Annotated in this window: 14 protein-coding genes; 4 read left to right on the top strand and 10 right to left on the bottom strand. The window is 46.5% G+C overall.

Going from position 1 to position 14,595, the window contains the following annotated elements; genetic code table 11:
- Window positions 1–40: 40 nt before the first annotated feature.
- A complete protein-coding gene (gene pdxB / locus LPW36_RS00345) occupies window positions 41–1,168 on the bottom strand; it encodes a 4-phosphoerythronate dehydrogenase PdxB (RefSeq protein ID WP_230607531.1) in 1,128 nt (375 codons plus the stop codon).
- Window positions 1,169–1,424: 256 nt separating this feature from the next.
- On the opposite strand from pdxB, the gene queC reads away from it, so the two are divergent.
- Entirely contained in the window at window positions 1,425–2,114 is a 690-nt protein-coding gene (gene queC, locus LPW36_RS00340) for a 7-cyano-7-deazaguanine synthase QueC (RefSeq protein ID WP_230607530.1), read from the top strand.
- Window positions 2,115–2,183: 69 nt separating this feature from the next.
- On the opposite strand, the gene LPW36_RS00335 is transcribed toward queC, so the two are convergent.
- The 4 genes from LPW36_RS00335 to lon all read right to left on the bottom strand — a co-directional run bounded on the left by LPW36_RS00335 (window position 2,184) and on the right by lon (window position 7,711).
- A complete protein-coding gene (locus tag LPW36_RS00335) occupies window positions 2,184–2,564 on the bottom strand; it encodes a ComEA family DNA-binding protein (RefSeq protein ID WP_230607529.1) in 381 nt (126 codons plus the stop codon).
- Between the two features lie 167 nt (window positions 2,565–2,731).
- Window positions 2,732–4,618 carry a peptidylprolyl isomerase gene (gene ppiD, locus LPW36_RS00330; protein ID WP_230607528.1) on the bottom strand — a complete coding sequence of 629 codons (1,887 nt, stop codon included), beginning with the start codon at window positions 4,616–4,618 and terminating at the stop codon, window positions 2,732–2,734.
- Between the two features lie 245 nt (window positions 4,619–4,863).
- Entirely contained in the window at window positions 4,864–5,136 is a 273-nt protein-coding gene (gene hupB, locus LPW36_RS00325; RefSeq protein WP_218468014.1) for a nucleoid-associated protein HU-beta, read from the bottom strand.
- Between the two features lie 187 nt (window positions 5,137–5,323).
- Window positions 5,324–7,711, bottom strand: a complete 2,388-nt coding sequence (gene lon, locus LPW36_RS00320) for an endopeptidase La (protein ID WP_230607527.1) — start codon at window positions 7,709–7,711, stop codon at window positions 5,324–5,326.
- A 75-nt stretch (window positions 7,712–7,786) separates the two neighbouring features.
- Between lon and LPW36_RS00315 the strand changes: the two genes are divergently transcribed.
- Window positions 7,787–7,951, top strand: a complete 165-nt coding sequence (locus LPW36_RS00315) for a hypothetical protein (RefSeq protein WP_230607526.1) — start codon at window positions 7,787–7,789, stop codon at window positions 7,949–7,951.
- Here LPW36_RS00315 and clpX read toward each other — a convergent pair.
- The 5 genes from clpX to LPW36_RS00290 all read right to left on the bottom strand — a co-directional run bounded on the left by clpX (window position 7,933) and on the right by LPW36_RS00290 (window position 12,407).
- Window positions 7,933–9,204: an ATP-dependent protease ATP-binding subunit ClpX gene (gene clpX / locus LPW36_RS00310; protein WP_218468012.1), complete on the bottom strand. Its 1,272-nt coding sequence runs from the start codon at window positions 9,202–9,204 to the stop codon at window positions 7,933–7,935. The genes LPW36_RS00315 and clpX overlap by 19 nt on opposite strands.
- A gap of 112 nt (window positions 9,205–9,316) precedes the next feature.
- A complete protein-coding gene (clpP, locus tag LPW36_RS00305; protein ID WP_130591009.1) occupies window positions 9,317–9,964 on the bottom strand; it encodes an ATP-dependent Clp endopeptidase proteolytic subunit ClpP in 648 nt (215 codons plus the stop codon).
- 102 nt (window positions 9,965–10,066) lie between these two features.
- Window positions 10,067–11,371, bottom strand: coding sequence for a trigger factor (gene tig, locus LPW36_RS00300; RefSeq protein WP_230607525.1), 1,305 nt, complete (start codon window positions 11,369–11,371; stop codon window positions 10,067–10,069).
- A 316-nt stretch (window positions 11,372–11,687) separates the two neighbouring features.
- Window positions 11,688–11,999 (bottom strand): BolA/IbaG family iron-sulfur metabolism protein, encoded by a 312-nt coding sequence (locus tag LPW36_RS00295; protein ID WP_230607524.1) that lies wholly within the window; start codon window positions 11,997–11,999, stop codon window positions 11,688–11,690.
- Between the two features lie 75 nt (window positions 12,000–12,074).
- The gene (locus LPW36_RS00290; protein ID WP_230607523.1) at window positions 12,075–12,407 is read right to left on the bottom strand and encodes a hypothetical protein; all 333 of its coding nucleotides are present in this window, start codon (window positions 12,405–12,407) and stop codon (window positions 12,075–12,077) included.
- A 38-nt stretch (window positions 12,408–12,445) separates the two neighbouring features.
- On the opposite strand from LPW36_RS00290, the gene LPW36_RS00285 reads away from it, so the two are divergent.
- Both LPW36_RS00285 and ampG read left to right on the top strand, forming a co-directional pair.
- Window positions 12,446–13,033, top strand: coding sequence for a lipoprotein (locus LPW36_RS00285; RefSeq protein ID WP_420844693.1), 588 nt, complete (start codon window positions 12,446–12,448; stop codon window positions 13,031–13,033).
- A gap of 44 nt (window positions 13,034–13,077) precedes the next feature.
- Window positions 13,078–14,565 (top strand): muropeptide MFS transporter AmpG, encoded by a 1,488-nt coding sequence (ampG, locus tag LPW36_RS00280; RefSeq protein ID WP_230607522.1) that lies wholly within the window; start codon window positions 13,078–13,080, stop codon window positions 14,563–14,565.
- Window positions 14,566–14,595: the final 30 nt, after the last annotated feature.

Below are 14,595 nucleotides of genomic sequence, written 5' to 3'. Positions count from 1 at the left end.
TGAAAAAAGAGCGGGCTGTAAAATCATTTTAAATCAGGTGTTATCGATATCTGACGCTAAAACCAAGCTGTTGAAGCTGAGCGGCAGTATCCGCATTGTCACACTCAACGGTCAGAGAGGACCACTCTCTGCGTTCGACATACTCTTTACGTAAACGGTCAAACTCACCGCGCTGGCCTGCTACTTTTCTTAGCGGCGCATCATCCCGGCGCACATCATACACCAGATGCACTAATCGTTTTAACCTGTGTTCGTCCAATTCACCATTAAAAGTAATATGGTTAAACTCCGCCTGTGGCAGCAAGGAGGAAAGCTCGATACTTTTCGGCTGCCCCATATATTCGCTCAGTGCGTGATAAATCTGGGTGGTGCCGCGCGCCTTACCCTCCAGCGAATAACCCGCAATATGTGGAGTACCAATATCGACCCTCGCCAACAACGGCAGGAGTAAATCCGGCTCAGGTTCCCAGACGTCAAGGATAGTACTCAGCGGTTTTCCTTTCTCCAACGCCCGCAGTAAAGCAATATTATCGACTACCGCACCACGACTGGCATTAATTAAAATACGTCCCGGCGCGATGGCGGCCAGTACGGAATCATCCACCATATGGAAAGTTTTATCCTCCCCATCTTTATGCAACGGCGTGTGGAAAGTCAAAATATCAGCCTGCTGCACCAGCGTTTCCAGCGGTAAAAACTCCGCGTTTTTTTCTTTGCGTGCTCTGGGTGGATCGCATAACAGGGTTTTGATACCTAATGCTTTTAGCCGGTGATTTAAACGTGAACCAACGTTTCCGATGCCAACAATACCGACGGTTTTATCTCTGAGTTGAAAACCATCACGTTCAGCCAGCATTAACAGCGCAGAAAAAACATACTCAACAACGGCGATAGCGTTGCAACCCGGCGCGCCTGAAAAACCAATGCCGTGCTGTTTAAGCCAGACATCATCAACATGATCAGTACCCGCCGTAGCTGTACCCACAAAGCGAATCTGAGAACCGCTTAACAGCTCAGCGTTAACTTTGGTGACTGAACGTACCATTAACACGTCAGTATCCGCTAATCGTTCGGTATTTAACTGCCGTCCGGCAACCAGACTTACCTCTCCCAACTGCCCGAAAAGTTCACGGGCATAAGGCATATTTTCATCAGCCAGTATTTTCACGTTATTTTTCTCTTATCTGTTCCGCCTCAGCAGAAATCGTTGGTTCGGATTGAAGGCTTCCATAATAAACATGGCAACATCACCGGTGAATCACTATTATTAGCTGCTTTGCCGATTATGGGTATCCCTGATATCACTATATTTGCCATATTGTCAGTCAGACAATTCAGAACAATGTAATGAAGAATACCCCGAATGTATATGCTATTTCCCCCGATAACGGCGATATCAGACAGAAACAGTTGATGGAGTGATTATGAAGCGTGCAGTGGTTGTTTTTAGCGGTGGCCAGGACTCAACAACCTGTCTGATTCAGGCTCTGACTCAGTATGATGAAGTTCATTGCGTGACCTTCGATTACGGTCAACGCCATCAGGCTGAAATTGAGGTTGCCAGAACCCTTGCTAAACAGCTTGGAGCTACCGCTCATAAAGTGATGGATGTCGGTTTATTAAATCAATTGGCTATCAGCAGTTTAACCCGCGACAATATTCCCGTCCCTACCGACGTTGACGATGGCATTCCGAATACCTTCGTACCCGGTAGAAATATCCTGTTTCTGACTCTGGCAGCGATTTATGCCTATCAGATCAAAGCACAGGCCGTGATTACCGGCGTATGTGAAACCGACTTTTCTGGCTATCCGGATTGTCGTGATGAATTTGTCAAAGCGCTAAACCATGCGGTTGCGTTAGGCATGGATTACCCGGTGAACTTTGAAACCCCTCTGATGTGGCTAAATAAAGCCGAAACCTGGGCTCTGGCCGACTATTACGGCAAGCTGGAATTAATCCGCCACCAGACATTAACCTGCTACAACGGTATTCAGGGCGATGGTTGCGGAGAGTGTCCGGCCTGCCATTTGCGTACTAATGGGCTAAATACTTATCAGAATAACCGCCAGCAGGTTATGGCTCAGTTAAAAAGTAAACTGGTATTAAGTTAAGCTCTTCTGATAAACACCACGCCATACCGGCGTGGTGTCATTATGGGTTTTATCAACGTTTACCAGAACTCAAAGTTGCAGACGCGTTAAGTTACGTTCAACTGTTGCGGCGCCAATACCGGGTACATCCTGAAGCCGCTCAATGCTGACAAAGGGCCCGTGCTGTTCCCGATAACTCACTATGCTTTGGGCCTTTTTCAGCCCTATTCCCAACATGACCTCTGCCAGTTGCTCCGCAGTAGCCTGATTAATATTCACCTGAACGTTATCTGACGCTTTTTTCCCTTTACTGGTAACCGACACCGCTTCGGGTGCTGGTACAGCTACTGCCGCTGCTGGCGGAATACTCTCTTTTAACGGCGCTTTATCGGCAAAAACCGGACCGCTAAGTGGTAGCAACAATGCGCCGAGGAACAGGCAGTGGCGTAAAGTCAGAACTGATTCTTTCATATGCATATCCTTTGGTTATTAAACTGTGCCTTATGGTCACAGCCATAACAGATTGCCCGTCTCTGTGATTCAGTTAAATTCAGGTTTTTCAGATATGCAAAAGGCCGCGAAAGCGGCCTTTGATTATGATGAGATGTTACATCTAAATGCGATGTATGCCGCACGTATTACTGAACGTTGGCTAAATCACCCATTTTGATTTTTGCCTGCTGACGCAGGTTGCTGATCAGGGCATCCAGTACTACACCGCTATCCTGATTAGCCATTTGGGCACTAAATGCTTTTAATGCAGCAGCATCCATTTTGCCCGGTTCAACCGAGTCCAGAGCAACTAAAACGATATTATCACTCTTATCGCTGGATACACCGTATGAAGGTTTGCCATCGTTTGGCAGAGGTAACGCAAATACGCTTTCAGCCAGTTGTGCATCTTCAGACATACGGGTAATTACTTTCTTGTCACCAAACTTAATTTTGGCAGCCTGAAGTGCTTCATCACCTTTATCCGTTTTTAGTGCAGCAACCAGTTGTTCAGCTTGCTCGCGCGCCAGCTTGATAACGTTCTGGCGTTTTAGCAACTCGGTAATATCCGCAGAGACTTCTTCAAACGGCTGTACGGCTTCCGGACGATGCTCAACAATACGCAGAACAAATGCACGATCGCCTTCTACCGTAATCAGATCGGAGTTAGGACCCGGAGCACCCTTCACACCCAGCAGATCCCCACTGAAAATGGCCTGAACCACTTCAGGATAAGCCAGCTCTTTCGGCATATTATCGCGAGATAACCAGCCACTTTCAGCGGCTTTCAGACCTGATGATTTTTCTGCTGCATCCAGAGACAGGTTATTGCTGGCTGCGCCATCCATTAACCTGGTCTGAATATCTTCAAACTTGTTATAAGATTTATCCTGTAACAGGTTTTTAGTAATTTCAGCTTTCACCTCTTCCAGAGGTTTCTCTTTTGCCGCCTGAATATCATTCAGACGAACGACCAGATAACCCATATCAGAGTGGATCACATCAGACAACTGGCCTTTTTCGATTAATTTCGCTTTTGCAATATCATCAGGAACCGCTGCGGCTTCCAACCAGCCTAATTCGCCGCCTTTAGCGCCGGAATCTTTTTCCAGTGATTTCTCTTTCGCTAATGCGGCAAAATCACCACCACTTTTCAGCTGTGCCAGTACATCTTTAGCATCGCTTTCTTTAGACAGTACGATAATACTGTAATTGCTGCGGGGTGCCTGAACATAGAGCGGCTTATTCTTGGTATAGAAATCGGCAACTTCCTGATCGCTAACGCGGATATCATCTGTCAGTTTTGCGGCATCGACTTCAATATATTTAACGCGAGCCATTTCTGGTGCGGTAAAGCGGCTCTTATTCTGATCGTAGAAGGTTTTGACCTGTTCTGCCGTCGGAGTAACTTCAGGCTTGGCTTCCAGCGCTTTCATATCGATATTGGCAACACGAACATTGCGCTGCTGTTGAATCAATGCGACAACAGATTCGGTTTCAGCCGGCAGAGAGAAATTGGTGCCGGCAAATGCCGCTAACAGCTGCTGACTCAGCAATTGTTTACGCGTCATTTCTGCATATTGTTCAGGCGCTATCTGGAAGCGATTGAGTAAGTCACGATACTTACTGTTATCGAACTTGCCGTCGGTAGCAAACTCTGGTGATGTCTGAATAGAAAGTTTAACCTGATCGTCACCAATCGCCATGCCAATCTTAGCGGCATATTGGTCAAGTAACAGATCGTTAATCATGCGGTTAAGCACCTGCTGACGCATCTGCTTCACGTATGCTTCATTGCCTGCCAGTTGAGAGAACTGTTCGCCAAGCTGTTGTTGTAAACGAGCACGTTCATTCATGACCGACTGCTCAAACCGGGCGCGATCAATTTCTTGTCCGTTTACTTCGGCAACGTAAGACTTTGAACCGCCAACCAGGTAACTACCCACGCCGGTCAAAACAAACGATAGCATAATCAAAGCAAGGATAACTTTAAGCACGACACTATTCGAGGCCGCGCGTAGATTGTCCATCATAGGGTGACAACTCTCCGCTGTAATAGAGCTAAACCATGAAACATAGATATGGTTGACCGCCATCTGACGATTTACCAACGGGTCTATATGTTTACCGCCAGAATTGGTGCTTATCTGACAGATGGCTATAAGTTTATATTAACCTTCAAAAAAAGGCGTAAAAAAAGCGCATCATCCGATGCGCCTCTATTCTATCAGTTCATTGCCTTAAGGTAATACCTTACATGGCAAAAACCAAAAAAATCTTAGTTAACGGCATCTTTCAGCGCTTTACCTGCGCGGAATGCCGGAACTTTTGCTGCTGCAATTTTGATTTCTTTGCCAGTTTGTGGGTTACGGCCGGTACGGGCAGCACGCTCACGAACAACAAATGAACCAAAACCAACCAGAGAAACTTGATCGCCATTTTTCAGAGCGTCAGTTACTGCATCAATGATTGCGTCTAATGAGCGGCCAGCTGCGGCCTTAGAAATATCTGCTCCCGCAGCAATTCGGTCGATCAGTTGCGATTTATTCACTATAAAATCCCCTTTACGATAAATTGTCGTCCCTGATCATCGATAGGGATACGACGCCACTGCCGTTATATCAAGCAAAACAAGCGATAGCAAGTCAGCCTGGGCACTAATTTAACGGTACATAAAAAAAGTGGCAAGAGAGAAATCCCTTGCCAGCCCTAGTTTTATCAAGAATATTTGCTCTACATCACTTTTTTGATGCTTTTATCGCCGCTGTTGGCTTCTTTACTATCACTGGCGCAGCGCCAAACGGTGGATTTTGCAGCGCAAGTGCAAGCACTTCTTCGATGCGCTCTACCGGATGAATATCCAGATCGGCAATCACGTTTTCCGGAATATCTTCCAAATCGCGTTTATTTTCTGCCGGAATCAGTACCGTCTTAATACCACCACGATGCGCTGCCAGTAACTTCTCTTTCAGACCACCAATTGGCAGAACCTGACCGCGCAATGTAATTTCGCCCGTCATGGCAACATCGGCACGCACCGGGTTACCGGTTAAACAGGAAACCAACGCGGTACACATGGCGGTACCAGCACTTGGGCCATCTTTTGGTGTAGCCCCTTCCGGTACGTGAACGTGAATATCACGTTTTTCGTAAAAATCACCGTTAATACCCAGTTTCTCTGCGCGAGCACGCACAACGGTAAGAGCAGCCTGAATAGACTCTTGCATAACCTCACCTAATGAACCGGTGTAAGTCAGCTTGCCTTTACCCGGTACACAGGCGGTTTCAATCGTCAGTAAGTCACCGCCGACTTCCGTCCACGCCAAACCGGTTACCTGGCCTACACGATTTTCATTATCCGCACGACCATAGTCAAAGCGCTGAACCCCCAGGAACTCTTTCAGGTTATCCGCATTCACCGTAATGTGTTTCACGTTCTTGTTCATCAGCAAGGTTTTAACTGCCTTGCGACAAACTTTAGAGATTTCACGCTCTAAGCTACGAACGCCAGCCTCACGGGTGTAATAGCGAATCATAGAAACAATCGCTGAATCATCTAGCGTTAACTCACCTTTCTTCAACGCATTACGCTCAAGCTGTTTTGGCAACAGGTGCTGTTTAGCAATATTCAGTTTTTCATCTTCGGTATAACCCGATAAGCGGATCACTTCCATACGGTCCAATAGCGGCGCAGGAATATTCATGGAGTTCGATGTGGCAACAAACATGACATCGGACAAATCGTAATCCACTTCCAGATAGTGGTCGTTAAACGCCACGTTTTGTTCCGGATCCAGTACCTCTAACAGCGCTGAAGCCGGGTCACCGCGCATGTCGGAGGACATCTTGTCAATCTCATCCAGCAGGAACAGCGGGTTTTTCACTCCAACCTTGGCCATTTTCTGAATCAGTTTGCCCGGCATTGAACCGATATAGGTACGACGGTGGCCTCGAATTTCGGCTTCATCACGCACGCCACCCAGTGCCATACGGACATATTTACGCCCGGTCGCATTAGCAATGGATTGGCCCAGGGAGGTTTTACCTACGCCCGGAGGCCCAACCAGGCACAGAATCGGCCCTTTAATTTTGCTGACCCGGCTCTGAACCGCTAAATACTCAAGAATACGATCTTTCACCCGGTCAAGACCGTAGTGATCGGTATCCAGAGTCTCTTGTGCTTTGTTCAGATCTTTTTTCACTTTGCTACGGGAATTCCATGGCACCTGAAGCATCCACTCAATATAACCGCGCACTACCGTGGCTTCAGCGGACATCGGAGACATCATCTTCAGCTTCTGCAATTCAGCTTCGGTTTTCTCCCGCGCATCTTTTGGCATTTTTGCCGCTTCAATTTTGCGCTTAAGGGTTTCTATCTCGTCCGGCGCATCGTCCATCTCCCCCAGCTCTTTCTGAATGGCTTTCATTTGCTCATTCAGATAGTACTCACGCTGGCTTTTTTCCATCTGCTTTTTAACACGATTACGGATGCGCTTCTCAACCTGTAGCAGGTCAATTTCAGACTCCATCATCGCCATCAGGAATTCCAGACGCTCACCCACATCCACCATTTCCAGCACGGTTTGCTTGTCGCTTAACTTCAGAGACATATGTGCAGCAATGGTATCCGCCAGACGAGCAGGATCTTCGATGCCATTCAGGGAAGTCAGGACTTCTGGTGGAATCTTTTTATTTAATTTGATGTAACCATCAAACTGATTGATAGCGGTGCGGATAAGAACTTCCTGCTCCTGCTCATCAATAGTGGCACTCGGCATATATTCTGCCTGTGCAGAGAAATGCTCGCCGTTATCGGCCAGCATGGTAATACGAGCACGCTGTAACCCTTCTACCAGTACTTTTACCGTACCGTCAGGCAGCTTCAGCATTTGTAAAATAGAGGCAACGGTTCCCACCGAAAACAGATCGTTAACACCAGGATCATCCATGGTGGCGTCTTTCTGCGCGACCATCAGAACCTTTTTATCCTGATCCATCGCCGCCTCAAGGCAACGAATAGATTTCTCCCTTCCAACAAACAGTGGAATAACCATGTGTGGATAAACCACCACGTCTCTTAAGGGCAGCGCAGGGATTTCAATGCGTTCGGAACGCTCAGCATTCATAGAGCTCTCTCTTTGTTCGTTTTCCGCCAACCAAAAACATTAACGGAAATGGGGGATACGTTATTAACGTAGTACATGAAAGAGTATATGGGGACTATTCAATTACATTCAACGGTAGATAAAGATAAAAAAACAGGAGGATATTATCCCCCTGCTTTTATCACTGATTACAACGCCACTTTTAACCGTATTTTATTAAAATCTGGCGATGGTTTTATTGATTACTCACCTGATGCCTGAGCTTCAGCCTGGCTGTAAATCAGTAGTGGATCGGTATTATTTTCAATAACCGAAGCATCGATCACCACTTTGTCCACATTTTCCATTGAAGGAATGTCATACATGGTGTTAAGCAATGCCGCCTCAACGATTGAACGCAGACCACGAGCACCAGTTTTGCGTGACATCGCTTTTTTAGCGATGGCTTCCAGCGCTTCATCACGGAATTCCAGCTCAACATTTTCAAGGTGGAATAGCGCCTGATACTGTTTAGTTAACGCATTTTTAGGCTCTTTCAGAATCTGAATCAGCGCTTGCTCATCCAGTTCACCCAGCGTAGCCACTACCGGCAGACGACCAATAAACTCCGGAATCAAACCGTACTTGATCAAATCACCCGGTTCAACCTGCTTAAACAGCTCGCCTTCGGTGGCTTTATCCGATGCTTTTTTCACCGTTGCGCCAAAGCCGATACCGGTACCTGTTTCAATACGCATGCCGATAACTTTATCCAACCCGGCAAACGCACCACCACAAATAAACAGGATCTTAGAGGTATCTACCTGTAAGAACTCTTGCTGTGGATGCTTACGTCCACCCTGCGGAGGAACGGCAGCAATAGTACCTTCAATCAGCTTCAACAGTGCTTGCTGCACCCCTTCACCGGATACATCACGGGTGATAGACGGATTGTCTGACTTACGGGAAATCTTATCGATTTCATCGATATAAACGATACCGCGTTGAGCCTTCTCAACATCGTAATCACATTTTTGCAGCAGTTTTTGGATGATGTTTTCAACATCTTCACCCACATATCCCGCTTCCGTTAATGTGGTTGCATCCGCCATAGTAAATGGCACATCCAGAAAACGCGCCAGCGTTTCCGCCAGTAATGTTTTACCGCTACCCGTTGGGCCAATCAGCAAAATATTACTTTTACCTAATTCAACATCGTGGCTGCTATCGCTATTACGTAAACGCTTATAGTGATTGTAAACCGCAACCGCCAGAACCTTTTTAGCCTGCTCTTGTCCGATCACATAGTCATCAAGATGCTGACGAATTTCGTGTGGTGTAGGCAGTGCATTGCGCTCTCTGTGTGGGATTAATTCTTTAATCTCTTCGCGAATAATATCGTTACATAAGTCGACACATTCATCGCAGATATACACTGACGGACCAGCGATTAACTTGCGAACTTCGTGCTGGCTTTTACCACAGAAGGTACAGTACAGCAGCTTTCCTGAACCGTCTTTGCCCTTATCTGTCATCAGTAAACCTCATAAATTTAAACTTTCTTTGCGCATCCTGCTTCACTTCCCCTGACGCCTACCTGTTTCTATAAGTGTAGGCGCTAAACAGACTCAATGTCAGGGATAATGATTATACCCTTGAGGTAACGATTTCATCGATCAAACCGTACTCCAACGCTTCCTGAGCGGACAGGAATCTGTCACGGTCAGTATCACGCTCGATATCTTCAAGTGGTTTTCCGCTATGGTGGGACATCAGTTGATTCATTTTAGCTTTGATCTTCAGGATCTCTTCCGCATGAATCTGAATGTCTGAAGCCTGGCCTCTGTAACCACCTAATGGTTGGTGGATCATGACGCGAGCATTCGGTAAACATAAACGTTTACCCGCAGCACCAGCGGTCAACAGAAACGCACCCATTGAACAAGCCTGACCTAAACACATAGTGCTAACATCAGGTTTGATAAACTGCATGGTGTCATAAATAGACATACCAGAAGTGATCACGCCACCCGGTGAGTTGATATACATGAAAATATCTTTTTCCGGGTTTTCAGCTTCCAGAAACAGCAACTGAGCCACAATCAGATTCGCCATATGATCTTCAATCTGACCGTTAAGGAAAACGATACGCTCCTTTAACAGACGAGAGAAAATATCGTAAGAACGCTCTCCACGGGAAGTCTGCTCAACCACCATTGGTACTAACGCCATGTGAGGTGCCATAGGCTGTTCCATATCTGATGAAAAATTATCTAACTTGCCACTGTAGGACATTGGGGTCTCCTGATAGAAAAATGGCCCGGAAACAGAGCCTCCGAGCCATATTTGCAGAAGAATAGCGACTAAGTCAACTTTCTGTCTGCTCTCAAAGCATTATCATGCAGCTGGAGTCTGATTCATTAGCTCGCTGAATGACATAGCCTTCTCAGTTACTTTAGCGTTAGCCAGCAGTGTTTCTACTGCTTCTTCTTCCATAGCAACGTTGCGCATGTTGTTCATCAGTTCACTGTTCTTATTATAGAACTCAATTACTTCTTGTGGATCTTCATACGCAGAAGCCATTTCTTCAATCAGTGCATTAACGCGAGTCTGGTCAGCTTTCAGTTCATTCTTACGAATGACTTCACCTAACAGTAAACCCACGACAACACGACGTTTAGCTTGCTCTTCGAACAGTTCGCGAGGTAATTCCATCGCTTGCTGTTGTTTGCCACCAAAACGCTGTGCCGCTTGTTGACGCAGCACGTCGATCTCACTGTCAACCAGTGAAGCAGGAACATCCACCTCATTCGTTTTGATCAGACCATCGATAACCTGAGTCTTAACGCGATTACGGATAGCGCCTTTCAGCTCACGTTCCATATTTTTACGAACTTCCGCTTTTAAGCCATCCAGCGTACCGTCAGCTACGCCAAAGCGAGAAATGAATTCTGGTGTAAATTCTGGCAGTTCACGCTCTTCAACTTTCTTCAGAACGATAGCAAACTTAGCCGCTTTACCTTTCAGGTTTTCTGCATGGTAATCGTCAGGGAAGTTAACATCGATAGTAAACTCTTCACCTTTCTTATGACCCAGAATGCCTTCTTCAAAGCCTGGAATCATACGGCCCTGGCCCATGGCCAGAACGAAATCAGAGGCTTTACCACCTTCGAACTCTTCACCGTCGATAGAACCGGTGAAATCTACCGTTACGCGATCTTCAGCTTTAGCCTGGCCATCAGTTTCTTTCCAGGTTGCCTGCTGCTTGCGTAACGTATCCAGCATGGTTTCAACGTCGGCTTCACCCACGTTAACCACTGGCTTTTCAACTTCGATGGTGTTTAAGTCTTTCAGTTCTACTTCCGGATACACTTCAAACTCTACCGCATAGTTGAAGTCTTCACCCAGCTTGTATTCGCCCGGTACATACTTCGGTGCGCCAGCCGGATTGATTTTTTCTTTGATGATGGCATCAATAAAATGACGCTGCATCAGCTCACCCAGCACGTCCTGGCGCGCAGAAGCACCATAACGCTGAGCGATAATATTCATTGGTACTTTTCCTTTACGGAAGCCGTCGATACGTACTTTCTTGGCAATATCTACCAGCTCTTTTTTTACTGCTTCTTCAATCACGTCAGCCGCAACAGCGATTGATAGACGGCGCCCTAGGCCTTGAGTTGTTTCAACGGAAACTTGCATCTTGTTACCTCAAAAAATCACAGTGCTCGGTCAACTCCAGAAGCGATTTTCAATGTTGCACCAGGCAAATTTGAAAACGTTTCTTAAGACCGGGACGGCCGCGCTTACGGTACCCTATCCCTTATTGTCGGAAGCATCCCGAATAAAGTCCGGAAAATTAGACGCAGCATTATAGCCGCGCATTGATGATGAGTCGAGAAAAGAGAGGGAGTTAGTACCAGATAAATCGTGATTCAGTTCCCGAAACTTTACCCAACCGATGGTTATTAGCCTATTTTTATGGATATCAGGCCCGATTTTCATCCTGATTCAATAACTATGAAAAACGGCTACCGCCACGGCACTCGGGTGAATCCGGCACTGAGTCCTGCTGTTTCTGCCACTCGTCAGGCGTATAGGTATGCAATGCCAGCGCATGAATTGGTTGTTGCATCTCCTGTTCTAACAGCTGATAAATTATACGATGACGCGCCAGTAGGCGCTGCCCTTCAAAGTGACTTGAAGCGATAACAACTTTAAAGTGGCTTTCTGAACCCGCTGGCACATTGTGTTGATCGCTTTCGTTCACCACACCAATAAATACCGGCTCCAGCACCGCTAACTTATTTTTAATAATCTCTTGCATCATGATTTAGTTATCCAACCGGCTTCCTGATGATTAATTCTTGCTCTGTTCAGCATCAACATTTTATTACCCATGCAATTAAAGTACAGCATCAATGGTTTTGCCTGAGAAAAGCGCACTTTTATTTAAAAATAAATCAACGCGGTAGATTAACTGAGTTGAGCCCGAATGAGCGATCAAAAACCGACGACGGGCAATCCCTATAAAAAACACATTAACCTGTACGATATTATCATTTCCCCTCTTCCCCATCACCAGAGCAATGATATGATAGGTGCCGGTCTTATTTGTACCACGGTTTATCTCGGCAATATAATTAACAATGCAGGTGACTAAACCAACACACAAGCCGCTCTGACCTCTGATTAGGATCAGGTATTCGTTGATGATGCCATCATCGAGGCGGTACATGGATAATAAATTGAATTTAAAGGTTTACCGTGATTAAAATGACTCTGCCACAGCGTATTTTTTTTCCCTTAATGGCGTTATTTATTCTGGCCGGTTGTGCCCGCCCGGATACGACATTAAATATCAACCCAACCATGAACCTTCCTCAGCAAGATCCATCGCTGATGGGAGCAACCATCAGCCTCACCAGTGCAGACCAGCGTCAGGATAGTGCTTTAGCTAAAGTAAATCGTGACGGTCAACTGTTAACGCTGACCCCATCGCGGGATGTGCGTTTCCTGCTACAGGAGGCCCTGGAGAAGCAACTGCGTGCCCGTGGTTATATGGTAGGCCCGGAAGGCAGCGTTAACGTACAGATTATTATCAATAACCTGTACGCGGACGTTCAGGAAGGTGACTTACGCTATAACATCGTCACCAAAGTTAATATTTCGATTATCAGCCAGGCCAAAAATGGCCAGCAGCAAACTAAAAACTTCCGCACCACCCACAATACTAAAGGTGCCTTCACCGCCAGCAACAAAAACATCGAAGATGTTATCAATGCGGCGTTAACCGACACCATTAATGAAATGGCGCAGGATACCAGCATCAGCGACTTTATCCGTCAAAATGCACGTAATTAATCCAGTATTAACCCCTGCTCAAACCGGCAGGGGTTTCTGAGCCTATGACTAATCACTATTTTAAAGCGTTTACTCAACGTAATACCGCGGTATTGTTACTGCTTGGTTTTGCATCCGGGCTGCCTCTGGCTTTAACTTCCGGAACCCTGCAAGCCTGGATGACCGTAGCGGGTCTGGATCTAACCACCATTGGTTTCTTCTCTTTAGTTGGGCAAGCCTACGTTTTCAAGTTTCTCTGGTCACCGTTGATGGACCGCTACAGTCTGCCATTTCTTGGCCGCCGTCGTGGCTGGATGCTGTTAACCCAGGTTGCACTGGTTATTTTGATTTTTGCTATTGGCTGCCTGAACCCTCAACACGATTTATGGCTCATGGCAGCACTGGCGGTAATGATTGCCTTCTTCTCCGCCTCCCAGGATATTGTGTTTGATGCTTATAAAACCGATGTACTGACGGCGGACCAGCGGGGAAACGGTGCTGCTATTTCAGTATTAGGCTATCGTTTAGCCATGTTAGTTTCTGGTGGTCTGGCGCTGTGGATTGCCCATTACTATTTGGGCTGGCGCGCGACCTACTGGCTAATGGCGCTGTTGATGGTTATCGGTATTATCGCCACCTTATGGGCAAAAGAGCCTGAAACCATGGCGTCAACGCCCAGAACCATTGAACAGGCGGTAGTTGAACCGCTAAAAGATTTCTTTGGCCGTAATAATGCCTGGCTGATTCTGTTGCTGATCGTACTGTATAAAATGGGTGATGCTTTTGCAGGTAGCCTGAGTACCACTTTCCTGATTCGCGGCGTAGGCTTTAACGCCGGTGAAGTAGGTCTGGTAAATAAAACGCTGGGCCTGTTCGCCACCATTATTGGCGTACTGATCGGCGGCATTTTGATGCAAAAGCTAACGCTGTTTCGCTCGCTGATGCTGTTCGGTATTTTGCAGGCGGTATCCAACTTTGGTCACTGGATTCTGGCGGTAACCGACAAAAATATTATCACCATGGGCAGCGCAATTTTCTTCGAAAATCTGTGTGGAGGAATGGGTACCGCAGCCTTTGTTGCCCTGCTGATGACCCTGTGTAATAAATCATTCTCTGCAACCCAATTTGCCCTGCTCTCAGCATTGTCTGCCGTTGGTCGTGTTTACGTTGGCCCGGTTGCCGGTTGGTTTGTTGAACATTACAACTGGCCTATGTTCTATCTGTTTACCATTGTAATGGCGATTCCCGGATTGCTGTTGCTGGCACTATGCCGTCAGACTCTGGAATATACCCAACAAACAAACAGCTTTATGCCCAGAATACATTTTTCCCGTCAGTACCAGTCGGCTATCCGATTAGTTATCGCCGGTGCAAGCATGTTGGGTATATGGCTGATATTACTGCTCTGGTCCGCAACTGAGTTCAGTACGCTCTACTATATAAAAGAAGCGCTGTTAAATATTGGCGGGCTGCTGTGTCTGATGGGTATCTTGATAGGCTGCTGGTTGGATTATTATTCAATCAGGAAAGCGCAATTGAAATCCGTTAGTTAGAGATTGAAGTAAGAAATTAACAGAAAGAGC

The organism is Limnobaculum eriocheiris, from assembly GCF_021010575.1.
Taxonomy (GTDB): Bacteria; Pseudomonadota; Gammaproteobacteria; order Enterobacterales; family Enterobacteriaceae; genus Limnobaculum; species Limnobaculum eriocheiris.
Note: the sequence above shows the minus strand (reverse complement) of the source record. Positions and strands in the feature narration are given on the sequence as shown.

Bases quoted from the DNA above. Each gene is read 5' to 3' on its own strand.
- clpX (WP_218468012.1), bottom strand. From the start codon at position 9,204: ATGACAGATAAGGGCAAAGACGGTTCAGGAAAGCTGCTGTACTGTACC.
- LPW36_RS00315 (WP_230607526.1), top strand. From the start codon at position 7,787: ATGAAAGAGTATATGGGGACTATTCAATTACATTCAACGGTAGATAAA.
- ampG (WP_230607522.1), top strand. From the start codon at position 13,078: ATGACTAATCACTATTTTAAAGCGTTTACTCAACGTAATACCGCGGTA.
- queC (WP_230607530.1), top strand. From the start codon at position 1,425: ATGAAGCGTGCAGTGGTTGTTTTTAGCGGTGGCCAGGACTCAACAACC.
- LPW36_RS00335 (WP_230607529.1), bottom strand. From the start codon at position 2,564: ATGAAAGAATCAGTTCTGACTTTACGCCACTGCCTGTTCCTCGGCGCA.
- LPW36_RS00290 (WP_230607523.1), bottom strand. From the start codon at position 12,407: ATGTACCGCCTCGATGATGGCATCATCAACGAATACCTGATCCTAATC.
- lon (WP_230607527.1), bottom strand. From the start codon at position 7,711: ATGAATGCTGAGCGTTCCGAACGCATTGAAATCCCTGCGCTGCCCTTA.
- LPW36_RS00285 (WP_420844693.1), top strand. From the start codon at position 12,446: ATGACTCTGCCACAGCGTATTTTTTTTCCCTTAATGGCGTTATTTATT.
- clpP (WP_130591009.1), bottom strand. From the start codon at position 9,964: ATGTCCTACAGTGGCAAGTTAGATAATTTTTCATCAGATATGGAACAG.
- LPW36_RS00295 (WP_230607524.1), bottom strand. From the start codon at position 11,999: ATGATGCAAGAGATTATTAAAAATAAGTTAGCGGTGCTGGAGCCGGTA.
- tig (WP_230607525.1), bottom strand. From the start codon at position 11,371: ATGCAAGTTTCCGTTGAAACAACTCAAGGCCTAGGGCGCCGTCTATCA.
- ppiD (WP_230607528.1), bottom strand. From the start codon at position 4,618: ATGATGGACAATCTACGCGCGGCCTCGAATAGTGTCGTGCTTAAAGTT.